Origin of the sequence: Actinomadura rugatobispora, assembly GCF_042656285.1 — a bacterium.
Classification (GTDB): domain Bacteria; phylum Actinomycetota; class Actinomycetes; order Streptosporangiales; family Streptosporangiaceae; genus Spirillospora; species Spirillospora rugatobispora.
In genome coordinates, this window is record NZ_JBHSON010000014.1 from 33,704 (window position 1) to 58,099 (window position 24,396).

Annotated in this window: 20 protein-coding genes; 11 read left to right on the top strand and 9 right to left on the bottom strand. The window is 73.8% G+C overall.

Translation table 11 applies throughout. From position 1 onward, the window contains the following. The first annotated feature begins 244 nt into the window (after nt 1-244). The 3 genes from ACFPZN_RS12455 (at nt 245) to ACFPZN_RS12465 (ending at nt 4,665) form a co-directional block, all read left to right on the top strand. Nucleotides 245-3,103, top strand: a complete 2,859-nt coding sequence (locus tag ACFPZN_RS12455; RefSeq protein WP_378282047.1) for an AfsR/SARP family transcriptional regulator — start codon at nt 245-247, stop codon at nt 3,101-3,103. Nucleotides 3,104-3,151: 48 nt separating this feature from the next. After that, nucleotides 3,152-3,985 (top strand): TIGR03619 family F420-dependent LLM class oxidoreductase, encoded by an 834-nt coding sequence (locus ACFPZN_RS12460; RefSeq protein ID WP_378282048.1) that lies wholly within the window; start codon nt 3,152-3,154, stop codon nt 3,983-3,985. Between the two features lie 95 nt (nt 3,986-4,080). Continuing rightward, entirely contained in the window at nt 4,081-4,665 is a 585-nt protein-coding gene (locus ACFPZN_RS12465; protein WP_378282049.1) for a VanZ family protein, read from the top strand. Here the strand turns inward: ACFPZN_RS12465 and ACFPZN_RS12470 are convergent. Further along, a complete protein-coding gene (locus ACFPZN_RS12470; RefSeq protein WP_378282050.1) occupies nt 4,649-6,220 on the bottom strand; it encodes a nitroreductase family deazaflavin-dependent oxidoreductase in 1,572 nt (523 codons plus the stop codon). The genes ACFPZN_RS12465 and ACFPZN_RS12470 overlap by 17 nt on opposite strands. Before the next feature lie 207 nt (nt 6,221-6,427). Here ACFPZN_RS12470 and ACFPZN_RS12475 point away from each other — a divergent pair, with 207 nt between their 5' ends. Then, nucleotides 6,428-7,534 (top strand): Gfo/Idh/MocA family protein, encoded by a 1,107-nt coding sequence (locus ACFPZN_RS12475; protein WP_378282051.1) that lies wholly within the window; start codon nt 6,428-6,430, stop codon nt 7,532-7,534. A 44-nt stretch (nt 7,535-7,578) separates the two neighbouring features. Here ACFPZN_RS12475 and ACFPZN_RS12480 read toward each other — a convergent pair whose 3' ends face one another. Next, nucleotides 7,579-8,802 carry an RNA-guided endonuclease InsQ/TnpB family protein gene (locus ACFPZN_RS12480; protein ID WP_378282052.1) on the bottom strand — a complete coding sequence of 408 codons (1,224 nt, stop codon included), beginning with the start codon at nt 8,800-8,802 and terminating at the stop codon, nt 7,579-7,581. A gap of 168 nt (nt 8,803-8,970) precedes the next feature. Here ACFPZN_RS12480 and ACFPZN_RS12485 point away from each other — a divergent pair, with 168 nt between their 5' ends. The 4 genes from ACFPZN_RS12485 to ACFPZN_RS12500 all read left to right on the top strand — a co-directional run bounded on the left by ACFPZN_RS12485 (nt 8,971) and on the right by ACFPZN_RS12500 (nt 12,865). Further along, complete coding sequence (locus ACFPZN_RS12485) at nt 8,971-9,828, top strand: TIM barrel protein (RefSeq protein ID WP_378282053.1); 858 nt, start codon at nt 8,971-8,973, stop codon at nt 9,826-9,828. 79 nt (nt 9,829-9,907) lie between these two features. Then, nucleotides 9,908-10,939: a sugar ABC transporter substrate-binding protein gene (locus ACFPZN_RS12490; protein WP_378282054.1), complete on the top strand. Its 1,032-nt coding sequence runs from the start codon at nt 9,908-9,910 to the stop codon at nt 10,937-10,939. A gap of 40 nt (nt 10,940-10,979) precedes the next feature. Beyond that, nucleotides 10,980-12,029: an ABC transporter permease gene (locus ACFPZN_RS12495; RefSeq protein ID WP_378282055.1), complete on the top strand. Its 1,050-nt coding sequence runs from the start codon at nt 10,980-10,982 to the stop codon at nt 12,027-12,029. After that, the gene (locus ACFPZN_RS12500; protein ID WP_378282056.1) at nt 12,026-12,865 is read left to right on the top strand and encodes an ATP-binding cassette domain-containing protein; all 840 of its coding nucleotides are present in this window, start codon (nt 12,026-12,028) and stop codon (nt 12,863-12,865) included. The genes ACFPZN_RS12495 and ACFPZN_RS12500 overlap by 4 nt, the downstream gene beginning before the upstream one ends. Before the next feature lie 54 nt (nt 12,866-12,919). Here ACFPZN_RS12500 and ACFPZN_RS12505 read toward each other — a convergent pair whose 3' ends face one another. The 4 genes from ACFPZN_RS12505 to ACFPZN_RS12520 form a co-directional block, all read right to left on the bottom strand. After that, the gene (locus ACFPZN_RS12505; RefSeq protein WP_378282057.1) at nt 12,920-13,615 is read right to left on the bottom strand and encodes a ferric reductase-like transmembrane domain-containing protein; all 696 of its coding nucleotides are present in this window, start codon (nt 13,613-13,615) and stop codon (nt 12,920-12,922) included. Then, the gene (locus tag ACFPZN_RS12510) at nt 13,605-14,180 is read right to left on the bottom strand and encodes a hypothetical protein (RefSeq protein WP_378282058.1); all 576 of its coding nucleotides are present in this window, start codon (nt 14,178-14,180) and stop codon (nt 13,605-13,607) included. Before ACFPZN_RS12510 ends, ACFPZN_RS12505 begins: the two co-directional genes overlap by 11 nt. A gap of 69 nt (nt 14,181-14,249) precedes the next feature. Further along, entirely contained in the window at nt 14,250-14,573 is a 324-nt protein-coding gene (locus ACFPZN_RS12515; RefSeq protein ID WP_378282059.1) for a hypothetical protein, read from the bottom strand. Between the two features lie 18 nt (nt 14,574-14,591). Beyond that, nucleotides 14,592-15,359 (bottom strand): sulfite exporter TauE/SafE family protein, encoded by a 768-nt coding sequence (locus tag ACFPZN_RS12520; protein ID WP_378282060.1) that lies wholly within the window; start codon nt 15,357-15,359, stop codon nt 14,592-14,594. Nucleotides 15,360-15,540: 181 nt separating this feature from the next. On the opposite strand from ACFPZN_RS12520, the gene ACFPZN_RS12525 reads away from it, so the two are divergent. After that, nucleotides 15,541-17,802, top strand: a complete 2,262-nt coding sequence (locus ACFPZN_RS12525) for a hypothetical protein (RefSeq protein WP_378282061.1) — start codon at nt 15,541-15,543, stop codon at nt 17,800-17,802. 6 nt (nt 17,803-17,808) lie between these two features. Here ACFPZN_RS12525 and ACFPZN_RS12530 read toward each other — a convergent pair whose 3' ends face one another. Both ACFPZN_RS12530 and ACFPZN_RS12535 read right to left on the bottom strand, forming a co-directional pair. After that, on the bottom strand, nt 17,809-18,483 hold the full coding sequence (locus tag ACFPZN_RS12530) for a response regulator transcription factor (RefSeq protein ID WP_378282062.1): 675 nt from the start codon (nt 18,481-18,483) through the stop codon (nt 17,809-17,811). Continuing rightward, a complete protein-coding gene (locus ACFPZN_RS12535; RefSeq protein WP_378282063.1) occupies nt 18,480-19,625 on the bottom strand; it encodes a sensor histidine kinase in 1,146 nt (381 codons plus the stop codon). The genes ACFPZN_RS12530 and ACFPZN_RS12535 overlap by 4 nt, the downstream gene beginning before the upstream one ends. A 105-nt stretch (nt 19,626-19,730) precedes the next feature. On the opposite strand from ACFPZN_RS12535, the gene ACFPZN_RS12540 reads away from it, so the two are divergent. Then, nucleotides 19,731-21,314, top strand: coding sequence for a DUF1349 domain-containing protein (locus tag ACFPZN_RS12540; protein WP_378282064.1), 1,584 nt, complete (start codon nt 19,731-19,733; stop codon nt 21,312-21,314). Here ACFPZN_RS12540 and ACFPZN_RS12545 read toward each other — a convergent pair. Next, entirely contained in the window at nt 21,202-23,382 is a 2,181-nt protein-coding gene (locus tag ACFPZN_RS12545) for an MMPL family transporter (protein ID WP_378282065.1), read from the bottom strand. The genes ACFPZN_RS12540 and ACFPZN_RS12545 overlap by 113 nt on opposite strands. Nucleotides 23,383-23,492: 110 nt before the next feature. On the opposite strand from ACFPZN_RS12545, the gene sigJ reads away from it, so the two are divergent. Beyond that, nucleotides 23,493-24,395 (top strand): RNA polymerase sigma factor SigJ, encoded by a 903-nt coding sequence (gene sigJ, locus ACFPZN_RS12550; protein WP_378282066.1) that lies wholly within the window; start codon nt 23,493-23,495, stop codon nt 24,393-24,395. Nucleotide 24,396: the final 1 nt, after the last annotated feature.

A 24,396-nucleotide genomic window follows, 5' to 3' on the forward strand; every position in this document is an offset into this window, starting at 1 on the left:
GGGAAGGTGCTGGTCCGCAGATGCTCCGGGTGCGACAGGCCGCCCTGTGGCGCGAGGCACGGGAGGAGTCTCGCGCCACAGCGTCCTGGGTGGACGGGGACGTCCCCTTCCCCGTTCACCCGGACGCGTGGGAACGGCGCGAGGGCCGACCGCATGTGGCCTCCGCGCGACCGTGGGATCCCTTCGGCCGCGCGGGGACGCTCGTTAGAGTTGCGGGCGTATGGGCGGTGGGCTCTATTTTCGTGTGCTCGGCCCTGTCTCGGCCGAGCGTTCGGGCCGCCCGCTGGATCTCGGCGGCCCGCAGGTCCGTACCGTGCTGGCGCTGCTCCTTCTGGAGCGCGACCGGGTGGTGTCGGTGGAGCGGCTCGTCGATGCCCTCTGGGAGGGCGATCCGCCGAACTCCTGGCGCGTGCAGTTGCAGGGCATGGTGTCCCGGTTGCGCCGGGTGCTGGGCGCGGGCGGCGACCGCGCGTCCGCGCCGATCGAGACGCGCCCGCCCGGCTACCGGTTGCGGATCTCCGCGGGGCAGCTCGACCTGGAGGACTTCCGCGACGAGGTCCGGCGGGCGAGGGAGCGGCTGGCGGCGGGGGAGCCCGGCCCGGCGGCCGCGCTGCTGCGCACCGCCCTGGCGCGCTGGCGCGGCCCGGTCTGCGCCGACCTGCCCTCCCCGTACGTGCGGCGCGCGGCCGACTGGGAGGAGCTGCGGCTGGCCGCGGTGGAGGACCGCGTGGACGCCGACATCGCGCTGGGCCGTCACGACGGCCTGGTGGTGGAGCTGCGCGCGATGGTCCGCGACCATCCGCTGCGGGAGCGCTGCCGGGGGCAGCTGATGACCGTGCTGGCGCGGGCCGGGCGTCCCGCCGACGCGCTGCGCGTGTTCCGCGACGTGCGGGACCGGATGGTGGACGAGCTGGGCATCGAGCCGTCCACCGGCCTCCAGCAGCTGCACCGCGCGATCCTGACGGGCGTGCAGGGGCCGGACGAGCCGGAGGCGGTGCGCGGCCGCCCCTCCGTGGTGCCGCGCCGGCTCCCGGCCGACGTTCCGGGCCATGTCGGCCGGGAGGGCTTGCTGTCGGAGCTGTCGGCCGTGCTCGCCGATCCGGCGCGGACCGCGCCCGCGTGCGTGGCCGTGACGGGGCCCGGCGGCATCGGCAAGACGGCGTTCGTGCTGCGGCTGGCGCACGCGCACCGCGCGGCCTACGGCGACGGGCAGCTGTACGCGCGGCTGCGCGGCCGCACGGGCGGTCCGGCGGAGGTGCTGGCCGGTTTCCTGCACGCGCTGGGCGTCCCGCCCGCGGGGGTGCCGTCCGGGCTGGACGAGCGGGCCGCGCTCTTCCGGGAGCTGCTGGCGTCCCGGCGGGTGCTGATCGTGCTCGACGACGTGGCGGACCTGGCGGACGTGGAGCCGCTGCTGCCCGCCGAGCCGCGCTGCGCCGTGCTGCTGACCAGCCGCCGCAGGCTGCCGGGGGCGGGGGCGGCGGGCGGGCCGCGGGTGGTGACGCTGGAGGCGCTGCCGGGGGAGGCGGGCGCGGTGCTGTTCCGCTCGATCGCGGGCGTGAAGGACGACGAGGCGCCGGGCGAGATCGCCGAGATCGTGCGGCTGTGCGGCGGGCTGCCGCTGGCGATCCGGATCGCCGCGGCGCGGTTGGCGTCGCGGCCCGGCTGGACGGTGGCGGACCTGGTGCGGCGGCTGGCCTCGCACCGCGACCGGCTCGACTGGCTCCAGCACGGGGATCTGGGTGTGCGGGCCAGCTTCCAGGACGCCTACGACGCGCTCACCGGTGACCAGCGGCGCCTGTTCCGCCATCTGGGCCTGCTGGAGGACGCCGAGTTCCCGGCGTGGGTGCCCGGGGCGCTGCTGGGCGGGCGCGCGGAGACCGCGGAACGGCTGCTGAACGACCTGGTCGACGCCCATCTGGTGGAGCCCGCCGGGCGCGGCGTCACGGGTCCGCGCTACCGGGTCCACGATCTGATCCATCTCCTGGCGCGCGAGCTGGTCGGGCGGGACGACGCCCCCTCCCGCCGCGGGGCGGTGCGCAGGCTGCTGGGGGCGTGGCAGGACATCACGGTGGCGGCCGACGCGGGGCTGCCGCACTGGTACGGCCTGGACCCCGTCCCCGATCCGCTCTGGACGGTCCCCGAGGAGGCGCGCGCCGCGGCCCGCGCGGACCCCCTGACCTGGTTCGACGAGGAGCGTCCCCACCTGCACGCCCAGGTCCGCCGCGCCGGGGACGCGGACTGCCACGCCTGGCCGCTGGCGCAGAGCCTCACGACCTATTTCGACATCCGCGGCCGGTACGACGAGTGGGTGGACGTGCTGCACGAGGGGCTGCGGGTCGCCGACCGGCAGGACGACCGGCGCGGGGCGGCGTGCATGCTCGGGCTCCTCGTCGACGCCGAGGGCAGCAGGCTCGATCTCGGCGCCGGCCTCCAGCACGCGGACCGCGCCATGACCACCTACCAGTCGCTCCCGCATCCGCCCGCCGAGCGCGTGCCGGTCCCGTCCCGGCCGCTGTTCGACCCCCTCGGGACGGGCCGCGCCCTCTTCTCCCTGTGCCTGCGCCGCCGCGAGCGGGGCGAGCACGGCGGGTACCTGCCGCTGTTCGAGGAGGCCCGGCAGGCGTTCGAGGCGTGCGGGGCGCCGATGTCCGAGCTGTGGATGCTGAAGAACTGCTGGCTGGCGTACCTGAAGCAGGGCCGGATGGCGGACGGGGCGGCGTGCCTGGCGCGCGGCCTGACGATCCTGGTCAGTCTCGGGGACGACTTCGAGACCGGGTCGGTCATCGGCGAGATCGGCGCGCTGCTGGCCGGCCAGGGGAGGCACGGGGAGGCCGAGGAGCTGGCCCGGGAGACGCTGGAGCGGTCGCCGCACCCGTGGGACGAGGCGGCCGCGCTGGACATCCTGGCGGTGCTCGCCCGTTCGGCGGGCGACACCCACGCGGCCATCGACGCCCACCTCAGGGCGCTGGCGGTGTGGCGGCGGCTCGGGGTGCGGGTGCGGGTGGCGCACACGATGCGGGCGCTGGCCCGGCTGTGCGAGGAGATCGGCGACACCGAGGCGGCCGAGCTCTACCGCTCCGACCCCCTCCTCGCGGGCCCGTGAGGAACACGCGCCAGGAACACGGAGGACGCGCCGCCCGTTCCCCCGCACATGGAGCTCGGCATCAACATCCTCAACTTCGGTCCCTCGGCGACCCCGGACGCGCTCGCGGACTGGGCGCGTTTCGCCGAGGACGGGGGCTTCGGCTTCGCGATGATCTCCGATCATGTCGCGGTGACGCCGGACGTGGCCGGGCAGTATCCGGCGCCGTTCTACGACCCGTTCACCACCCTGGCCTGGCTCGCCGGGCAGACCGGGCGCATCGGGCTCGGCACGACCGTGACCGTGCTGCCGTACCGGCATCCGCTGCAGACCGCCCGCGTTACCGCGAACCTCGACCGGTTCAGCGGGGGCCGGCTCATCTTCGGGGTGGGCGTGGGCTGGGCCCGGCGGGAGTACGCGGCGCTGGGCGTGCCGTTCGAGCGCCGCGGCGCCCTCACGGACGAGTACCTGGACGTGATCGTGCGCGCCTGGACCGAGGACTCCGTGACCTACGGCGGCGAGACCGTCGACCCGCGGCCCCATCCCGCCGCCTCGCCGCATCCGCCGGTCTGGATCGGCGGGCAGAGCGCCGCCGCGTTCCGCCGGGCGGTCCGCTACGGGGACGCCTGGCATCCGATCAACCAGACCCCGGAGCGGGTCCGCGACGACGGCCTGCCCGCGCTCCGCGCCGCCGCCGAGGAACTGGGCCGTCCCGTGCCCGCGCTGGCGCCGCGCATCCGCCTGGACGCCGCCGACCCGGACCGTGCCCGCCGCGAGGCCGACGCGTTCGCCGAACTGGGCGCCACCCACCTCCTCCTGGACACCTACACCGGCGATCCGGCGACCGCCCGTCCGCCCGAGGAGGACCAGCGCCTGCTGGCCGATTTCGCCGCGTCGCTCTGAGCCCGCGCGCTTGACCAGCCCTTTGCATAGTCGCGCCCGGATCGGGGACATGCACCGGCATCGAAGCGGTTCGGGACGCGGTGGAGGTGCGGGGCGTGGCGAGCGCGTCGTTGAAGAAGACCGAGACTCAGAAGACCGAGACTCAGCAGCCGGCATCCAAGCCCAAGACGGGAAAGACCGGCAACAAGAGCGTGAGTACCGCGAAGACGAAGGTCCAGCCCGGCGATCGCAGACCGCCCTGGTACGTCCTGCTGCTCAGGGTGCTCGCCGTGGCGGTCGCGCTCGCGGCGCTGGCGGCGTTCTTCTACTTCTGCTTCCGGCTCACCCTGAGCCCGGTGGCGGACAACGGGCAGGCGGGCGGCAACACCGATCCGGGGCGGTCCCTGCGGTTCTACTTCGACCAGCCGGTGCGGGACGCGCTGCCGCAGGTCGGCGGCAACCTGCTGCTGCTCGCGCCGCTCGGGGTGCTGCTGCCGCTGCTGTCGGCGCGCTTCCGCGGTCCGGTGCGGCTGGGGGTGCTGGCCGTGCTGCTGTCGCTGGCGATCGAGACCGTGCAGGGCCTGGCGGTGCTGGGCCGCGCGTTCGACGTCGACGACGTGATCCTCAACGCGCTCGGCGTGGTGCTGGCCTACGCGCTGCTGGGACGGGCGCTCGCCCGCAAGATCATGGGGCCGGCGTGAGGCGGAAGACGCGCAGCCGCCGGTCGACGCGCTCCACGTAGCGGTCGTAGACGGGCCAGACGCGCACGAGCCGGGGCCACACCTCGTCCCGCTCGGGCCCCTCCAGCAGCGCGGCGGTCACCTTCACGGTGCGGCCGCGGAAGCTGACCTCGGCGGCGGGGTTCTTGAGGAGGTTGCCGGTCCAGGCGGGGTGCCGTTCGCGGCCGAAGTTGGAGCCGACCACGATCCAGGAGCCGTCGGGCTCGGGCATGCAGGCCAGCGGCGCCCGCCGCGGCTGCCCGCTGACGGCGCCGGTGGTGGTGAGCACCAGGCTGGGCACGAGCGACTGGCCGAGCAGGAAGCGGCCGCCGCTGGCCTTGTGGAGGGCCCGGTCGAGCGGCGGGACGATCTTCGGCCCGACCTTGGAGAACCAGGCCGCCCCCGAGACGCGCTCGAAGACCGGGCCCAGGTAGCGCTTGGCGAGGGTCGGCATGGGGCGCTCCTTCGTGGCGGCGGGCTTGCCGGCGGACGTGCGGGGCGGCCGGGGTGCCAGCTTTCCGGCCCGGCGGAGGTGGCCGGACTCGGCCAGCCAGCGCAGCCCGTCCTCGACGGTCTCCTCGAGCGGGCGCAGGGTGAGGGAGAGGGCGTCGAGGGCGGGGGCGTCGTCGGTCGGGACGAGCCTGACCATGAATTCGGCGGCGTCGCGGGTCAGCGGGTAGTCGAAGTCGCGGACGCGCTTGGCCGCGTCCAGCAGCGACCCGGCGCCGAGCATGACCCCGGCCGGGACGCGGAGGCGGCGGCAGCGGACGCCGGTGAGCCGGTCGCACAGGTCGGCGTACTGCGGCCAGGTCAGGTAGTGGCCGCCGAGGAGGAGCCGGTCGGGGGTGGGCCGGGTGGCGGCGCGGGCGAGGGCCTCGCCGAGGTCGCGGACGTCGATGACGGAGACGCCGCCCGGGGGCAGCGGCCAGGCCAGGTCGAGCGCCGCCGAGAGCCCTTCCATGAGGGCGTCCAGGACGGGCTGGTCGGGGCCGCAGACGCCGCCGGGGTAGACGATGGTGACGGGCGCGCCCTCGGCCTGGAGGTCGCGCACGTAGCGTTCGGCGGCGAGCTTGGAGCGGCCGTAGCCGGTGCGCGGCGCGGCCAGCGGGCCGTCGGTGGTGATGCGCGGGCCGGGCGGCGGGACGAACACCGCGATGGTCGACACGTGGACGACGCGTTCCAGGCCGCGGGCGACGGCGCCGCCGACGACGTTGCGGGTGCCGGCGACGTTGACGCGGACCAGGCCGTTCTCGGGGTCGCCGCCGCCTCCCGGTGTGCCGCTTCCGGTCACGCCGATGGCGGCGGCGGCGTGGACGGCGGCGTCGCAGCCGTCGAGCGCTTTGTTCACCGTCGCGGCGTCGAGCATGTCGCCGGTGACCAGTTCGACGTCGCCGGCGGGCACGCCGAGCCGGGCCAGCACCCGGGCGGCCTTGCCGGGGTCGCGGACCAGGGCGCGCGGCCGGTGCCCGGCGTCGAGCAGGGAGCGCACGGTGTGGGAGCCGACGAAGCCGGACGCCCCGGTGAGGAAGACCCGCATGGTCACAAACTAGCGCTTGGTCACGCTTCGCGGAACCGGCGCGCCGGAGCGGCCCGCCGCAAGGGGCCCATTTGCGGACAGGTCGTAACGGCTTCGGGCCAGCGTAGGGCGTTGACCGGAGGTGGAACGCTCCAGCACACTCGGGTTCTGCCGCCGGGGCGCCGGGGCGACCCGGCGGCTCCCCCAGCGAGCCGACCGGGAGGATCGATGAGGATCGGGCTGGCCGGCGCGGGGCGCATCGGGGCGCGCCACGCCGCGGCACTGTGCGAGCTACCCGAGGTGGAGGCGCTGGTCGTGGCCGACGCCGACCCGTCCCGGGCGAGGGATCTGGCGGCCCGGCTGCGGGCCGGTCCGGCGTGCGGAAGGGCGGCGGGCCGGCGCCCGGACGACGCCGCGGCCGTGGACGTGCGCGCGGCGGGCTCGGTGGCCGACCTGTTCGGGGAGGGCCCGCCCGGATCGGCCCTCGACGGCCTGGACGCGCTGGACGGCCTGGACGCCCTGGTCGTGACGGCGGCGACGGACGCGCACGCGGCGCTGGTGGAGCGGGGCGTGCGCGCGCGAATACCGGTGTTCTGCGAGAAGCCGCTCGCCGCGGACCTTGATGGAACGTTCCACATCGTTCGCTCGGCCCGCGCCGCCGGCGTCCCGGTGCAGGTCGGCTTCCAGCGCCGCTTCGACGCCGGCCACATCGCCGCCCGCGAGGCGGTCTCCGCGGGCCGGCTCGGCCGGCTGCACACCGTGCGGTCGTGCAGCTTCGACGCGACCCCGCCGCCGCCCGGGTACGTCCCCGCCTCCGGCGGCCTCTTCCGCGACTGCGCGATCCACGACCTGGACGCCATCCGGCACGTCACCGGGCGGAACGTGGCCTGGGTGATGGCCGCCGGCTCCGACAGGGGCGGGGAGGTCTTCCGCGCGTGCGGCGACGTCGACACCGGCGCCGCGCTGCTCGGCCTCGACGACGGGACCCTCTGCACGATCGGGGCGGGCCGCTACAACGCCGCCGGGTACGACGTCCGCCTGGAGCTGTTCGGCTCCGAGGACAGCATCGTCGCCGGGCTCGACGACCGCACGCCCGTCACCCCCGTCCCGGAACCGGCGCCGGGGCCCGCGCGCCCGCCCGCCTACGCCGGCTTCCTGGACCGCTTCGCCGCCGCCTACGACGCCGAGCTGCGCGCCTTCGTCGACGTGGTCGCGGGACGGCGCACCAACCCCTGCCCGCCCGAGGAGGCGCTCGAGGCGTTCTACCTCGCGGAGGCGTGCGAGATCTCCCGGCGCGAGGGCCGGGTCGTCCACCCTGAGGAGGTACGGCTTTGACCTCCTCCCCCTCGTAAAAACGAGGGGGATTCCAACCCGTGGCCTCAGGAGATGAGGAGGGGTTGAGGTTCGCGGTTCGTCCGCCCCGGCGACCCGGGGCGTCCCCGCGCAGCGACGGCCGGTCCGGCCGCCGTGTCCACGAGCGTGCAGAGGAGTGCGGTCTCGTGGGCGATGTTGCGTGCGGCGTTCACGTCGGCGTTGCAGGCGAAGCCGCAGGACCGGCACCGGAAGCGCGCTTGGCTCTCGCGCGCCTTCGGGTCGATGATCCTGCATGCCGAGCAGCGCTGCGAGGTGTACGCGGGGTTGATCTTGTACACGCGGCCGGGGGCCTTGTCCTCCAGCCGCTCCACCAGCACGGCCCATCCCCCCGCGAGGATGCCCCGGTTCAGCCCCGCCTTGGCGGCGATGTTGCGTCCCGGCCGCTCGAGGGTGCCCTTCGCCGAGCGGGTCATGCCGCGAATGTTGAGGTCCTCGACACCGATCACCTCGAACCCGTGGGCCAGCATCGTGGAGGTCTGCTCCACCCAGTTCTTGCGGCGGTCGCTCTCACGGGCCCTCAGCCGGGCGAGTGCGGCCTTGAGCCTGGCCCGGCGGCTAGAGCCGCGCCGGGCCCGCCCCAGCCTGCGGGCCAGCAGTCGCAGGCGTCGCGTCTCCCCGGGCGTGAGGCCGGGGATTTTGAGCAGGTCCCCGGTGGACAGGGCGGCGCTGACGGTGACGCCCCGGTCCACCCCGATCACGGTCCCGTCGCCGGGGCCGGGGAGCGAGGGCGGGACGTGGGCGAAGGCCACATGCCAGCGCCCGGCCCGATCACGGGTGACCCGGTAGGACTTCACGCCTGCGGGTACGGGCCGCGACAGGCGGAACCTGACCCATCCGCACTTGGGCACCAGCACCGCGCCCCACTTGCGCGACAGCCGCTCGACCTGGTGGGGTTTGACGCCGACCTGCCGGAACCCCTCATGCACACCCTGCTTGCGCCACGTGGGACGGCGGTGGGTACCGGCGAAGAAGTTGCCCATCGCCTGGGCGAAGTCACGCAGTGCCTGCTGCTGCACGGTCTGGGATCCGGCCCGCAACCACGCGAACTCGGCGCGGGCCGCGGTGAGCTGCCGGGACTGTTCGCTGTAGCCGGGTGCCCCGCCCCGCCGGTGCCGGGACCAGAAGCCGTGCTGCTCCACGGCCAGGTTCCACACGTACCGGGCGTGCGCGCAATGCCCGAGCAGAGTTTGCTCCTGCTCGAGCGTGGGGGCCAGGCGGTAACGCGGCACGCGGCGATCCTAGCGTGCACGCTCGAACAAAGTGGCGAAGACGTGCTGGATAGTGCCTGGTCAACCGACATTCGCTCCGGAGGGGCGAGTTTCCTTTCCCTGCCCTGCTCCGCAGGGATCCGATTCCTCCCGGCCTGAAGGGGCCGGGGTTTCCTCGGAGGTTTTTTGATGAAGCTGGCAGGCGCACCCATCTCCTGGGGGGTTTGCGAGGTCCCCGGCTGGGGGCACCAGCTCTCCCCGCGGCGGGTCCTGGCCGAGATGCGCGACCTCGGCCTGACCGCCACCGAACTCGGCCCGGCCGGGTTCCTGCCCGCCGTCCCCGGCGAGCGAGACCGGCTCCTGGCCGAGTACGAGCTCGAGCCGGTCGGCGCGTTCGTCCCGGCCGTCCTGCACGATCCGGCGCACGACCCGCTGCCGGAGGTCGAGCGGGCGATGGACGCGCTGGGCAGCGGCGCGACGCTGATCCTGGCCGCCGCCACCGGCCTCGCCGGGTACGACCGGCGGCCCGCCCTCGACACCGGGGCGTGGCGGACGCTGCTGTGCAACCTCGACGCCATCACCGTGCGCGCCGGCGACCGCGGCCGCTCGGTCGCGCTGCACCCGCACATCGGCACGGTCGTGGAGCGCCGCGCGGAGGTCGAGCGCGTGCTGGGCGGGTGCAGCGTGCCGCTGTGCCTGGACACCGGCCATCTGCTCGCCGGCGGCACCGACCCCCTGCTGCTGGCGCGGTTCGCCGCGCCGCGCGTCTCCCACGTCCACCTCAAGGACGTGGACGTGTCCCTGGCCGACCGGGTGCGGGAGGGGCGGACCTCCTACACCCGGGCCGTGCGCGAGGGCCTCTACCGGCCCCTGGGGCAGGGGGACATCGACATCTCCGGGATCATCCGCGCCCTGGAGTGCTCCGGCTACGACGGCTGGTACGTGATGGAGCAGGACGCCGTCATCACCGAGGAGCCCGAACCCGCCTCCGGGCCGTACGAGGACGTCCGCGCCAGTCTGGAGTACCTGTCGGAAGTGGCGGCATGAAAGTCACCACCGAAACGTAAGTCACTTCTGATACATACTCAGTTCATCCCAGACCATTCGGGGAGAACGGAGCCCAGCGATGAGCCGCACCCGGAGGCAAGCCGAGAGCACGAAGCGCACCGCGCCCAGACGCCCGCGGGCCCTGCCGGCCCTGGCGGCCGCCGGGGTGCTGGCCCTGGGCCTGAGCGCGTGCAGCGGTTCGGGCGGTAAGAAGGCCGAGGAGTCCGCAGGCACCGGAGGCGCCAAGACCGAACGGATGACCGTCGCCATGGTGACCCACTCCGGGCCCGGCGACACGTTCTGGGACATCGTCCAGAAGGGAGCGCAGGCGGCCGCGGCCAAGAGCAACGTCGAGTTCCTGTACTCGGCCGACCCGGACGGCGGCAAGCAGGCCCAGCTCGTCCAGACCGCCATCGACAAGAAGGTGGACGGCATCGTCGTCACCTTCGCCAAGCCCGACGCGATGAAGGACGTGGTCGCCCGCGCCGCCGCCGCGAAGATCCCGGTCGTGTCCATCAACTCCGGCGCCGACGTGTCGGCGCGGTTCGGGGCGGTCGCGCACTTCGGGCAGGACGAGTCGATCGCGGGCGAGGCCGCCGGGCGCGAGCTCGCCAAGATCGGCTCCAAGCGGGCGCTGTGCGTCATCCACGAGCAGGGGAACGTGGGCCTGGAGGACCGCTGCGCCGGGGCGAAGAAGACCTTCGGCGGGGAACTGGAGAACCTGTTCGTCCAGGGCACCAACATGCCGCAGGTGAAGTCGTCCATCACCGCCAAGCTGCAGGCCGACAAGGACGTCGACGGCATCCTCACGCTCGGGGCGCCGTTCGCCGCGACCGCCGTCGACTCGGTGAAGGAGACCAGCAGCAGGGCCAAGGTCGCCACCTTCGACATGAACAAGGACCTGGTGGCCTCGCTCAAGGCCGGGACCATCCACTTCGCCGTCGACCAGCAGCCCTACCTGCAGGGGTACGGGGCCGTCGACGAGCTGTGGCTGCTGAAGAACAACGGCAACGTGATCGGCGGCGGCCGTCCGGTGCTGACCGGGCCCGCCATCGTCACCAAGGACACCGCGGCGGCGATCGAGCAGTTCGCCAACCGAGGGACCCGATGAGCGGCGGAGCCGTCCGGGGGACCGCCGCCGGGGAGGCGGCATGAGCCAGGCCGTCGCCCCGCCGCCGGTCGCCGCGGACGAGCGCCTGGCCCGGAGTTCCCCGCTGCGCCGGATGCTGGGCCGCCCGGAGCTGGGGGCGCTGCTGGGCGCGGTCGCGGTGTTCGCGTTCTTCTCCGTCGTCGCGGACGCGTTCCTGCAGGCCGGGTCGTTCTCCACGGTGCTGTACGCGAGCTCCACGTTCGGGATCATGGCCGTGGGCGTGTCCCTGCTGATGATCGGCGGGGAGTTCGACCTGTCCGCCGGGGTGATGGTGACGACCTCGGCGCTGATCGCGTCGCTGGTCAGCTACCAGCTCACGCTGAACGTGTGGGCCGGGGTGGCGATCTCGCTGGTGCTCACCCTCGCGCTGGGGCTGCTCAACGGCGTCCTCTATGTCAGGACGGGGCTGCCGAGCTTCATCATCACCCTCGCCACGTTCTTCATGCTCGCGGGGGCCAACCTGGGCGTCACCAAGGCGATCACCGGCAACGTCGCCACCGACTCGATCCGCGACATGGACGGCTTCTCCTCCGCCCGCGCGGTGTTCGCCTCCGACGTCGACCTCGCCGGGGTCAACGTCAACATCACGGTGTTCTGGTGGATCCTGCTGGTCGCCGCGGCGACCTGGCTGCTGCTGCGCACCCGCACAGGGAACTGGATCTTCGCGTCGGGCGGCGCGGCGGCCAGCGCCCGGGCGGTCGGCGTCCCGGTCGACAGGACCAAGATCGGCCTGTTCATGGGGGTGGCGTTCTGCGCCTGGGTCTCCGGGATGCACCTGCTGTTCGCCTTCGCCTCCGTCCAGTCGGGCGAGGGCGTGGGGAACGAGTTCTTCTTCATCATCTGCGCGGTGATCGGCGGCTGCCTGCTGACCGGCGGCTACGGCTCGGCCGTCGGGGCCGCGATCGGCGCGTTCATCTTCGGCATGACCAACAAGGGGATCGTGTACGCCGAGTGGAACCCCGACTGGTTCAAGTTCTTCCTCGGCGCGATGCTGCTGATCGCCACCGTGGTCAACCTGGTCGTGCGGCGCAGGGTGGAGGACTCCCGATGACCGGGCACGCCCTCGTGAGCCTCGACGCCGTCGGCAAGAACCACGGCAACGTGATCGCCCTCCGCGAGGTCTCCCTGGACGTCGCCGCGGGCGAGGTGACCTGCGTGCTCGGCGACAACGGCGCGGGCAAGTCCACCCTCATCAAGATCGTCGCCGGGCTGCACCGGCACGACTCCGGCACCTACCGGGTGGAGGGGACGCCGGTCGCGTTCGACTCGCCCCGCCAGGCCCTCGACCGGGGGATCGCCACCGTCTACCAGGACCTGGCCGTCGTCCCGCTGATGCCCGTCTGGCGCAACTTCTTCCTCGGCTCGGAGAAGCGGAAGGGCCTCGGCCGCCTCGACACCGAGCACATGCGCCGCACGACCAAGGCCCGGCTCCTGGAGATGGGCATCGACCTGCGCGACGTCGACCAGCCCATCGGCACGCTGTCCGGCGGCGAACGGCAGTGCGTCGCGATCGCCCGCGCCGTCCACTTCGGCGCCAAGGTCCTGGTCCTGGACGAGCCCACGGCGGCGCTGGGGGTCAAGCAGGCCGGTGTCGTCCTGCGCTACATCGTGCAGGCCCGTGAACGCGGGCTCGGCGTCATCTTCATCACCCACAACCCCCACCACGCCTACCCGGTGGGGGACCGGTTCCTCGTCCTCAAGCGGGGCCGCAGCGTCGCCTACCGTGCCAAGGAGGACATCACGCAGGAGGAGCTGACCGCCCTCATGGCGGGCGGCGCCGAACTGGAGCAGCTCGCCCACGAGCTCCAGGCCGTCACCGACGGCGGCGCCGCCGCGGAGATGACCCAGGAGGCCGAGCGCCTGGGCATCACCCCCGACCGCGAATGAGCCCGGGCCCGGCGCCTTCCCGCCCCGCCCGGGCTTCCGGAAGGCGCCGGGTGCTCAGGGGGCGTCCCGCCGGTGGCGGCGCAGCGGCCTCACCACCAGCAGGTGGACGGCCGTCGCCGCGCCCGCCGCCAGTCCGGTGACCAGCAGAAACAGCTCCGCTACGCCGTCCAGGGGGCCGCGCAGCAGCACCACGTGCGCGAACGCCGTCCCGGTGATGGCCACGGCGAGCGCCGCGTGCAGGATCCGCCAGTTGGAGTAGTGCAGCCCGAGCCGCCGCCGGCCGAGCGCCAGTACCACCGACAGCGCCAGGCAGAACGCGGAGACGACGCCCAGCCTGCTGTAGGTGGGCGCGTCCAGGACGAGCGCGTCGGTGATGTCGTCGGGGCCGTTGGCGTACAGCAGCGCGATGTGAGCGGCCACCAGCCCCGTCACGGCGAGGCCGACGGCGCGGTGGAGGCGCAGCGGGCGGGCGCCGAAGACGCGGGCGAGCAGGCGGGTCCGGTTGGGCAGCGTGATCTGCATGATCAGCAGGGCGAGCGCCACGACCCCCGTCACCGAGGCGAGCGTCCAGGTGAACGAGCGCCCCTCCTGGAGCGGGCTCGCCACGACCGCGGCCACGGGAACGGCGACCAGGGCGGCGGCGAACGCCAGCCCGGCCCACCGGACCGCGCCGCCGCCCCGCTCCGCCGGGGGCGGTGCCGCGTGGACGCCGCGCGAGCGGGGGCGCGTGCCCTCGGCCCTATGCGCCACGGCGCTGGAGGACGAAGTCGACGGTGATGGACGGCTGGTCCTCGTCGTCCAGCACCGGCCGCAGGAACAGGGGTGCGTACGCGTCGTCGTCATAGGCGATGTGCACGTGCGGCTGCCCGAACATCGGGACGACCGGCAGGCTCTCCAGCCGGTACCGCCCCTGCGCGTCGGTCATCACGCTTCCCCGGTTGCTCGCCAGCGCCTCGTGGCCGCGCCTGGTGTGCATCCAGATCTGGACGCGCGCGTTCCGCACGGGCGCGCACGAACCCGCCTCCCGCACCGTCCCCGAGACCACGAAGCCGCGGCCCAGGTCGGAGACCACCGGCGCCCCGGCGGTGTAGCTGTTGTCGCCTCCCGGCATCGTCTCGGTCGCCGCGCACCGGCCGCCCCCGGCCTGCGGTCCCGAGGCCGACAGCTGGGCGCTGCCCGGCCCGTCGGACTCGCCGGTGACCAGCACCCAGGTGATCCCGGCCGCCAGCAGCAGGACCGCGAGTCCCGTGATGATCCGTCCCCGCACCGACGGCCCCCGCGTGCCCGCCGCGCGGTCCGGGTCGTCCAGCGTCATGAGCGCCCCCTCTCGATCCCCGTCCGGCCCGATCAAAACAAGCCGCGCCGAAAGAACCGATAAGGACGCTCACGCGCCAGCGTGCCCCCGGCCCTCCTCAGCGAGGCGCCAGCGCGTCGTGACGCCGTCCGGGCCCTCCAGGACCCCTTCGGACAGCGCCGCCTCGATCCGCTCGCGCACCTCGGCCTCGTCCGCCGGGTCGGCCAAGAACAGCACGCGCAGCCTCACCCGGTCGCCGTCGCGCTCGGCGGTGGTGCGGTGGGGCGCCAGCGGGCAGGGCGGCTCGTGCTCCCAGTGCCCGCACAGCGCGACCGTGACGGCCCCGCCCGGGGCCCGGACGTCCCCGCCGGGTTCCAGCAGAAGGACCGCCTCGTGGGCGAAAGACCGGCGCACCCGTCCAGTATGACCGGGTCAGCGGACGAGGAGCTGGACGATGGCCGTCCCGCCGACCACCACGATCAGCGACCGCAGCACCGCAGGGCTGAAACGGCGCCCGGCCACGGCCCCGGCCTGGGCGCCGATGGCCGAGCTCACCGCCAGGAGCGCCACGGCCGTCCAGTCGAACTCGGCGGCGAACAGGAAGAACGCGGCGGCGACCGCGTTGACGAGGGCGACGAACACGTTCTTCACCGCGTTGAGGCGCTGCATGTCCTCGTCGAGCAGGATGCCCATCAGGGACATGTAGATGATCCCCTGGGCCGCGGCGAAGTAGCCGCCGTAGACGCTGGCCAGCGCCAGCCCGGTGAACAGCAGCGGACCCCCGTCGGGGCGGGCGACCGCACCGGACCGTTCGCGGCGCTCGCGGAGCCTCCCGGCGATCCGGGGCTGGAGGACGACCAGGACCAGCGCGAGGCCCACCAGCACCGGCACGACCGCCTCGAAGACCGAGGCGGGCAGCACCAGCAGCAGCGCCGCCCCGGTGACCCCGCCGAGCAGCGACGCGGCACCGAGCCGCAGGACGCGCCGCCGCTGCCCGGCCAGCTCCCTCCGGTACCCGATGGCACCGCTGATGGAGCCGGGGATCAGGCCGAGCGCGTTGGAGACGGTGGCGGTGACGGGCGGCATCCCGGTCGCCAGCAGCACCGGAAAGGTGATGAGCGTCCCGGACCCGACGGCCGTGTTGATCGCCCCCGCGCCCAGCCCCGCCCCGAACACGGCGACCGCCTCACCCGGCGTCACGCGCGTACCGCCGCTGGCCGGACGGGTCGGGGGGAGACGTTCACGGAGCGCAGCATACGAGCCGATCGTTTCGCCCCCGATCGAAGGGTGGACGCACCGTCAAGGCGTCCGCCGGGTTTGCCGATGCCGCGACTCGAAGGACTGTCCCACGTGACGTGACCGGCCTTGGAGAGGTGCGCGTATGGCGGAAGGTGTCGAGGCTCCCCGGGACACCGAAGACGACGGCCGGGCAGACCCCGCTCCCAGCGTCGATGCCGAGAGCTTCGGAAAGGTGCTCGCGCTCACCGGACGATTGCTGGTCGGGAACCTGATCGCGCTGGTCACACCGGTGGCACTGCTGTCGGTGCTGGTGACCGCGACCGCGGGCGCGGCCGTCCTGCTGCGCCTGGACGGCCGGGCGCTGATCATCAACGGCGAGCTGCTCCTGGACGAGCCGCGCCAGGGGCTGCTGGTCACCGGCCTCGCGCTGACCGCCCTGGTGATGGCGGCGCACCTGGTCATGCTGGCGATGGTCGTGGTCATGTCGGCGGGCATCCTGCTGGACCGGCCCGTGGCCACCGGGAGCGCGATGCGGCGCGCGGTACGGCGGTCAGGCCCGCTGCTGGTGCTGCTGACCCTGGCGTGCGCCGCCGTGCTGGTGGTGACCCTGCTCGCCGCCCTCACGCCGCTGGCGGGAACGTGGGCGTACGTGCCGCTGGTCGCCGTCGTGGCCGCGGCGGCGGCGTGCCTGCTGCTGCTGACCGTGCCGATCGTCGTCCTGGAGAACGCCGGACCGCTCCGGGCGTCGATCCGGCTGTGGCAGATCGCCAAGGGGCGCCGGATGCACATGATGTGGAGCCCGCTCCTCATCGCGGTCGTGCCCCCGGCGCTGCTCAGCGCGGGCGCGCGATGGATCGCCTCGTACAACACGGGCATGGAGCACAGCCCGTGGGAAGTGGGGGTCCTGACCGTCATCAGCGTGCTGACGGTCGTCGTCCAGGGCACGGCCCTGACGGTGGTGACGCTGAACCAGTCACTCACGTACTGGGACGAATCGGGCCCTGTATGGCGTCGCCGCGGCCCGTCCCACACGATGGACCTGGACGAGGTGGCCGCCCGCCTCCCCGCCCCCGCCGAGGCGCGGAGGCGGAGACCTGCCCGCGCCGCTGTCCTGGCGGCACTGGCGGTGTTGGTGCTGGCGAGCCCTGGAGTCCTCTACCACCTGTACGTGGAGGCCAACCCGGTGGGGCTCCCCGACGTCGACTACCGGCGAACGGCACCTGCGGCCTTCGAGCACCGGCTCACGCTGCTCGAAGGCGACCGGGTAGCGGTGCTGGGCAAGAGCCGCGACCAGTACGACGACAAGATCCAGGTGTGCGATGACCGTGGCTGCCCCGGCGCCGCGGCCTACCGGTATCCGCGTCTGGACGCCGCGAAACGGGTTCGCGCGACCGGGCTGCCGGACGGTTCCATGGCCGTCGCGTGGATCCGTCCTGAGGACGGGTCCGCGAACCGCGTCCCGGACGGCGACGACCCTCGCCCCATGGCGGTCCGGCTCATGCGATGCACGGATCGGGACTGCCAGCGGGACCTCGAGAAGACCCCGGTCATCGCGCGGGGCCACGCCGCCGACATCACCGAGGAAAAGCGCGAGGCCGCGGTCGCCGTCACCACCTCCGGTCAGGGCGTGCTGGCCGCGGTCCTGCTGGACGCCGAGAAGGACGGCGACGACGAGCGCACCACGTTGCGGATCGTGCGCTGCGCGGACATGGCCTGCACGGAACCCCGCACGCTGATGACGACCCGGCTGGAGACGACCAGGGACTGGTACGACGACAACGACGCGCAACTGGAGATCACGACCGGCGCCGGAGGGCGCCCCGTCGTGGCGTTCGAGAACTACCGCAACGGCGCCGTCACCCTCGTCGGCTGCGACGACGCCGACTGCCGCCGCCCGGTGACGCGGCGACTGGTCGGCCCCTCCGAAGACGGGGACTACGAGTACCTGAGCACCAACGGCGTCGGGCTCGCCGTCCCTTTGGACGACCACCCGGTCCTCACCCACCGGCGGATCCAGGACGGGCAGATCCGCCTGCTGCGCTGCCGCACCCGGGACTGCGCTGCGGTCGACGCCGTGCCCCTCGCCGAACCGGGTCCGGGGCGGGGCCGGTTCGTCCCCGCCGAGATCTGGCCCAACCACGCTCTGGCGCTGGGGAGGGACGGCCTGCCGCTGATCGCCACCTACGACATCGACCGCGGAAAACTGATTCTCCTGGCCTGCCGGGAGGCCGCCTGCACACGCCGCGACACCGTCGTCCTCCTCCACGACATCGCCGCCCGCCACCGCCTCGACATGGAGGTGGGCCGCGACGGGCGACCACGGGTGCTCCGCTACGGCATCCAGTTCGAGGATCATGTGGGCGCGGCCCTGCTGACCTGCCGCGACGTCCGCTGCGGCGCCTGACCTCGCTCAGGGCCGCTCGGCCGGGTCGGTGACGCGGTAGCCGATGCCCGGGGTGGTGGTGATGATGGGCGGGGGGCCGAGTTTGCGGCGGAGGCGTCCGACGGTGACGGGGACGGTGTTGGTGAACGGGTCGGCGTTCTCGTCCCAGACCTGGTCGAGGAGGTCCTCGGCGCTGAGAAAGGCCGGAGCGGCGCGCAGCAGCGCCTCCAGGACGGCGAACTCCTTGACGGAGAGGCTGAGCTGCCGTCCGTCGCGGGTGGCCAGGCGGCGTACGGGGTCGAGTTCGACGCCGGCGGCGCGCAGCGTCCGCGGGCGGGCGGAGGGGCGGCGGCGGGCCAGCGCGCGGACGCGCAGCACCAGTTCAGGGAAGTGGAACGGCTTGGCGAGGTAGTCGTCGGCGCCGAGCGTCAGGCCCGTCACCCGGTCGCCCGGCGACCCGGCCGCCGTGAGCATGAGGACCATCGCGCGGTCGCCGCGCTCGCTGATCATCTGGCAGAGGGTGTCGCCGTGCAGGCCGGGCAGGTCCCGGTCGAGGACGACCACGTCGTAGCGGGCCAGGTCGAGCTTGGCGGCGGCGGTCAGCCCGTCGTGGGCGATGTCGACGGCCATGCCCTGGTCGCGCAGCCCCTCGGCCACGACGTCGGCGAGCGCGACCGCGTCCTCGACCACCAGGATCCTCACGCGGTGCCGCCCGGCAGCGAGACGGTGGCGCGCAGCCCGCCCTCGGGCGGGGCGTGCAGGTCCAGGCGGCCGCCGTGGGCGTCGACGATCGCCGCGACGATCGACAGTCCGAGGCCCGACCCGGTTCCCGAGCCGGTGCGGTCGGCCGCGAGCCGTTGGAACGGGCGGCCGAGCCGGGCGACGTGCCGCGGATCGAGGACGGGGCCGCCCGTCTCCACGACCAACCGGACGGTCGCGCCGTCGGCGGCGGCTGCGACCCGGATCCGGCCCCCGTCGCGGTTGTGGACGACGGCGTTGTCGATCAGGTTGTCGGCCATCCGGGACAGCAGCGTCCGGCTGCCCCGGGTCCACGCCGTGGCTTGCAGGCCGCCGTCGTGCACGGTCAGGTTCCGTGCGGCGATCGCGGGGGCGCGGGCGGTCAGCGACGTGGAGACCAGGTCGCCGAGCGGGACCGGTTCGCTGTCGGCGAGCGCGCCGTGCTGCGCCTGGGCCAGGACGAGCAGTTCCTCCAGGAGGCCGTCCATCCGGTCGAGTTCGGTGCGCAGCCGGTCGGCCAGCGCGACCGTCGAGGGCGGGGCAGGCTCGGGTTTGGCCAAGGCGACGTCCACCGAGGCCCGCATCGTGGCCAGGGGAGTGCGCAGCTCGTGGGAGGCGTTCGCGACGAACCGGCGCTGGGCGGCGAAGGACGCCTCCAGGCGTTCCAGCAGCCCGTCGATGGTGTCGGCCAGGTCCTTGACCTCGTCGGCGGGGCCCGCGACGGCGAGCCGTTCGTGCAGGTTCTCGGCGGTGATCCGGCGCGTCGCGGCGGTGATCGTCCGCAGCGGGCGGAGCACCCGGCCGGACGCGGCGTTGCCGAGCGGGATCGAGACCGCCGCCATCACGGCCAGCGCGACGAGGGAACCGGTCAGGAACTGCCTCGAACTCGACTGCTCAGCCTCCGAGAGCCGCGTCTCCAGGTCGGCGATGCGCTGCCGGGCGCCGGCCTCCTGGACGGTGACGGTCTGCGCGGGCGCGGCGACCTGGGTGGAGCTCGCGCCCACCAGCAGGTTGGTGAGGGCCAGCAGGAGCAGCCCGGACGCGAGAAAGAGGGCGGCGTACAGGACGGTGAAACGCAACCTGACCGGACGTGCCCTCAAACCCATGCCTCCCCCTCGCGTGCCGTCCCCCAGGATGCCGGACGGCACCTAACAGCGGCATAACCGCGGTCGTTGGGGCCGCGTTATGGCCGGACGCCTAGAACCGGTCGCATGCAAGCGACCGACAAGACCACCGCCGTCCTGCGCCGCGAGTGGGCCGGGTTTCGCACCCGCGGCCGGCTGATCGCCATCGCCGCCGTGCCGCTGACCGTCATCCTGGTCGGCCTCCTGTACGCGTTCGGCTTCTCCGCGGGCACCTGTAGCGAAGGGCCCGTGGAGGTGCCCTGCCCCACCGATCCCGTGGGGCCGGACGGGCAGGGGGTGAGCGACACGTTCTCCTTCGTCCACCGGCCGCTCGGCGAGCAGGGCTCCATCACCGTGCGCCTGACCTCGATGAAGGGCATCATCACCTACCCGCCGCCTGACCATGACGAGATCGTCGAGGGCCTGGTGCCGTGGGCGAAGGCGGGCATCATCATCAAGGACGGCCTCTCCCAGGGGTCTTCGTACGCGGCGCTCATGGTCACCGGAAGCCACGGCGTGCGGATGCAGCACGACTACGTCCACGACGTGGCGGGCAGCCCGCGAGGCGTCTCCGCGGGGGAGCCGCGCTGGCTGCGCCTGACCCGCTCCCGCGACACCATCACCGGCAGCGAGTCGGCCGACGGCGTCCGCTGGACGAAGGTCGGCACCGCGCGCCTCCCCGGCCTTCCCGCCACGGTGCAGGTCGGGTTGTTCGCCGCGTCTCCAGGCGATCTGACGCTCGTGCGCACGGCTCTGGGGGCGAGCCTGCCGGAGTCGCGCTTCACTCAGGCCACCGCCGCCTTCGACAGCATCGCCCTCGACGGCGCCCCGGTCGCCGGCTGGAGCAGCCGCTCGATTGGGCGACAGGGGGAGACCGACTGGGAACGCTTTCACCGAGCCCCCGGACTCGTCGAGTCGAACGGGACGTTCACGCTCACCGGAAGCGGGGACATCGGCCCGGTACCCGAGGGCGGCGGCCCCGGAGGACCGAGCATGAGCAGCACCCTCATCGGCGTTCCCATCGGAGCGGTCATCGCGCTCGTGGTCGCCGCCCAGTTCGGGGCGAGCGGCGGCCGGGCCCTGGCGGCGAGGGCCACTGTGATCGGCGGGACCGCCTTCGTCGCCGGACTGGTCGCCGCGGGACCCGTTGTGCTCGCCGCCCCGGCGATCATCAGATCCCGCGGCGTCAGCGTCGCCGCCGTGCCCGCGCTCACCGAACTCAGAGTGGTCCTTGGCGTCGCCGCGTTGCTCGCCGGGGCCGCCGTCCTCGCACTCTCGCTCGGCGCGCTGCTGAGGCGTGCGAGGGCGGCGATCCCCATTGCGGTCTCGGCGGTCGTCCTTCCCTACCTCCTCGCGACCCTGCCGCTCTTCCCGGACGAGGTCGCCCGGTGGCTGCTGCGCGTCACCCCGGCCGCGGCGTTCGCCGTCCAGCAGACCGTTCACGAGTACCCGCAGGTGACGGCCCTCTACGCGCCCTCGGGCGGCTACTTCCCGCTACCCTGGTGGGCCGGGCTGGCCGTCCTCTGCGGGTACGCGGTGGCCGCCCTCGCCCTGGCGCTCAGTGCCGCTCCAGCTCCACCTTCGGCAGCAGCCGGGCCAGCGGCGCCGGAAGCCACCAGGCGCGGCGGCCCATCAGCTCCATCGCGGCCGGGACGATCAGGCAGCGGATGACGACCGCGTCCACGAAGATCGCGACCGCCATGCCGAAGCCGGCCTGCTGGAGCATCCGGTCCGGGCTCAGCATGAACGCGCCGAAGATCACGATCATGATCGCGCCCGCCGCCGTGATCACGGAGCCGGTGTGGGCCAGCCCTTCCCGTACGGCACGGGAGGGGTCGTCCCCCGAGCGCGTCCACTCCTCGTGGATCCGGGAGATCAGGAAGATCTCGTAGTCCATGGAGAGCCCGAACACGATCGCGAAGACCATCACCGGCAGGTACGCGACGATCGGGCCCGGCTCCACCCCGAACCAGCCGTGCTGGAACACCAGCGTCATCGCGCCGAGCGCGGCGCCGATGCTGAGCAGGTTCAGCAGCGCGGCCTTCAGCGGGATGAGCACCGAGCGGAACACCGCCATCAGCAGGAGCAGCGAGAGGCCGACGACGATGGCCATGAACAGCGGCAGCCGGTCGGCGACCTTGGCGGAGTAGTCCTCGGACGCGGCCAGGGACCCGCCGACCAGGTACCGCGCGCCGTTCTGCTCGGACAGCCCCGGCAGGACGTTCTCGCGCAGGGTGCCGACGAGCTCGGAGGTCCGCTCGTCCTGCGGCGCGGAGGAGGGGAAGACGAGGACGGTCGCGGCCCGGCCGTCCGGCGTGGGCACGGGGGGCGTGGCGGCCTGGACGCCCGGGGTGCCGCTCAGCGTCCGGGTCGCCGCGGCGGCGGCCTGCGCGGCGCCGCCCTGCCCGCCTTCGGTCACCACCAGCAGCGGGCCGTTGAACCCGGGGCCGAAGCCCTCGGAGAGCAGGTCGTAGGCCTGCCGGCTGGTGCTGTCAGGCGTGTCGTTGCCCGCGTCGGCGAAGCCGAGCCGCATGCCGAACGCCGGGAAGGCCAGGGCGCCGAGGAGCACCCCCGCCGCCAGCAGGGCGGCCAGCGGGCGCCGCTGCACCACGGCCGCCAGCCGTCGCCACGCGGTGCCCTCGGCGGCCCTGCCCTTGGCCTGCCGCCGCTCCGCGCGCCGGGTGAACTGCCGGGCGAAGCGGCGGCCGAAGACGCCGAGCAGCGCGGGCAGCAGGGTCAGCGCGGCGAGCATCGTCACCAGCACGGTCAGCGCGACCGACAGCGCCATGCCCTGCAGCGAGCCGAGGCCGAAGGCGACGAGGCCGAGCAGCGCCAGGATGACGGTGCACCCGGCGAAGAACACCGAGCGGCCCGCGGCGTCCATCGCGTTCACGGTGGCCTGCTCCGGGTCCGCGCCGCGCACCAGCTCGGCGCGGTAGCGGGCGAAGATCAGCAGCGCGTAGTCGATGCCGACGCCGAGACCGACCAGGATCATCACCGGCGGCGTCCAGTCGGCGATCGTGAAGACGTGCGACGCCAGGACGATGACGCCGACCGTGGACCCGACGGCGAACAGCGCGATGACGATCGGCAGCCCCGCGGCGATGACCGTGCCGAACATCAGGACCAGCACGACCAGCGCGGCCAGCAGGCCCGCGCCCTCCGCGACGCCGGTCCCGCCCTGCGCCAGCAGCCGGGCCGCGCCCCCGCCCAGCTCGGCCCGCAGCCCGCCGCCCTCGACCTTCTGGGCGGTGTCGAAGATGCGCTCGGTGTCGGCCTTGGGCATGTCCTCGGAAGGAACGTCGAGCACCACGGTCGCGTAGCCGATCGTGCCGTCCGCCGAGATGGCGCCCCCGCCGCCGTACGGGTCGCGGACCTGGCCCACCTTGGGCAGCGCGGCGACGTCGTCCAGCATGGCCCGCACCCTCCCCTGGACACCGGGCTCGCGCAGACCGCCGTCGTCGTGCAGGACGATCTCGACGGTGTCCGCGGCGCGGGCGGCGCCGTGCTCGGCCAGCAGGTCCGCCGCCCGCTGCGACTCGGTCCCCGGCAGGGAGAAGGCGTTGCGGTAGTCGTCGCCCGCGACCGACGCGACGGTCCAGACGCCGCCCAGGACCGCCGTCCACAAAATCAGGGCGAGCCATCGGCGGCGGTGGGCGAAGCCCGCGACGCGGACGAACACCCCTTTCCGCGAGGGAGGTCGGGTGCTGTCTTCCCGGCTCACTTCGGTCAGTGTCATGGTCTCTTTCTCCGAAGGTCGTCATCCATTCGGCTGATGACGACGCAGCCTCCCGAGGTGTGACGCCGGCGCCCGTGTCACACCCGGACCGGCCGCGTCGTCACCAGGGCATGGGAACGGAACGGGGAGTACGAGACGCCGGGGAACTGCTGGCGCGGTCCTTCGAGGCCCACCGGCCGCGGTTGCTGCGCGTGGCGTACACGATGACGGGCTCGCTGGCCGAGGCCGAGGACTGCGTCCAGGAGGCGTGGCTGCGGCTGCGCGGGCTCGACGACCCGGCGGTCGTCCGCGACCTCGCCGCCTGGCTGACGACCACCGTCAGCAGGCTGGCGCTGGACGCCCTGACCAGCGCGCGTGCGCGCCGGGAGCAGTACGTCGGCACCTGGCTGCCCGAACCGCTGGTCGAGACCCGCTCCAGCGACCCGGCCGACCGCGTCACGCTGGACGAGTCGGTGAGCATGGCGCTGCTGGTCGTCCTGGAGCGGCTCTCACCCGCCGAGCGGACCGCGTTCGTGCTGCACGACGTCTTCGGCCTCCCCTTCCCCGAGATCGCCGAGGTCGTCGGCCGCTCACCGGCGGCCGTGCGCCAGCTCGCCTCAAGGGCCCGCCGTCACGTCGAGGACGGCCGACCGCGCACGCCCGCGACGGAAGCCGAGCAGCGAAACCTGGTCGAGGCATTCGCGGCCGCCTGCCAGAACGGCGACCTGCCGGGGCTCATCGCCGTGCTCGACCCCGACGTCGTGCTGCGCGGCGACGGCGGCGGCAAGGTCATCACACTCCGGCACGTCGAGCGGGTGGCCGCCCGGGTGGCCCCCATCATGCTCGCCCAGGCCCGCCGCGCGGGCCCGATGGACATCGTCCCCACCCGCGTCAACGGCGCCCCGGGCCTGGTGATCCGGGACACCGAGGGCGGCGTGTCGGTCATGGCGTTCACGGTGGACGCCGGGCTCATCACCGCGATCGACTTCGTCCGCAACCCGGACAAGCTCGCCAGGCTCCCCGACCTGGGCTGAC

Bases quoted from the DNA above. Each gene is read 5' to 3' on its own strand.
- ACFPZN_RS12485 (WP_378282053.1), top strand. From the start codon at position 8,971: ATGAAGCTGGCAGGCGCACCCATCTCCTGGGGGGTTTGCGAGGTCCCC.
- ACFPZN_RS12500 (WP_378282056.1), top strand. From the start codon at position 12,026: ATGACCGGGCACGCCCTCGTGAGCCTCGACGCCGTCGGCAAGAACCAC.
- ACFPZN_RS12460 (WP_378282048.1), top strand. From the start codon at position 3,152: ATGGAGCTCGGCATCAACATCCTCAACTTCGGTCCCTCGGCGACCCCG.
- ACFPZN_RS12525 (WP_378282061.1), top strand. From the start codon at position 15,541: ATGGCGGAAGGTGTCGAGGCTCCCCGGGACACCGAAGACGACGGCCGG.
- ACFPZN_RS12535 (WP_378282063.1), bottom strand. From the start codon at position 19,625: ATGGGTTTGAGGGCACGTCCGGTCAGGTTGCGTTTCACCGTCCTGTAC.
- ACFPZN_RS12540 (WP_378282064.1), top strand. From the start codon at position 19,731: ATGCAAGCGACCGACAAGACCACCGCCGTCCTGCGCCGCGAGTGGGCC.
- ACFPZN_RS12490 (WP_378282054.1), top strand. From the start codon at position 9,908: ATGAGCCGCACCCGGAGGCAAGCCGAGAGCACGAAGCGCACCGCGCCC.
- ACFPZN_RS12475 (WP_378282051.1), top strand. From the start codon at position 6,428: ATGAGGATCGGGCTGGCCGGCGCGGGGCGCATCGGGGCGCGCCACGCC.
- sigJ (WP_378282066.1), top strand. From the start codon at position 23,493: ATGGGAACGGAACGGGGAGTACGAGACGCCGGGGAACTGCTGGCGCGG.
- ACFPZN_RS12510 (WP_378282058.1), bottom strand. From the start codon at position 14,180: ATGACGCTGGACGACCCGGACCGCGCGGCGGGCACGCGGGGGCCGTCG.
- ACFPZN_RS12545 (WP_378282065.1), bottom strand. From the start codon at position 23,382: ATGACACTGACCGAAGTGAGCCGGGAAGACAGCACCCGACCTCCCTCG.
- ACFPZN_RS12495 (WP_378282055.1), top strand. From the start codon at position 10,980: ATGAGCCAGGCCGTCGCCCCGCCGCCGGTCGCCGCGGACGAGCGCCTG.
- ACFPZN_RS12470 (WP_378282050.1), bottom strand. From the start codon at position 6,220: ATGCGGGTCTTCCTCACCGGGGCGTCCGGCTTCGTCGGCTCCCACACC.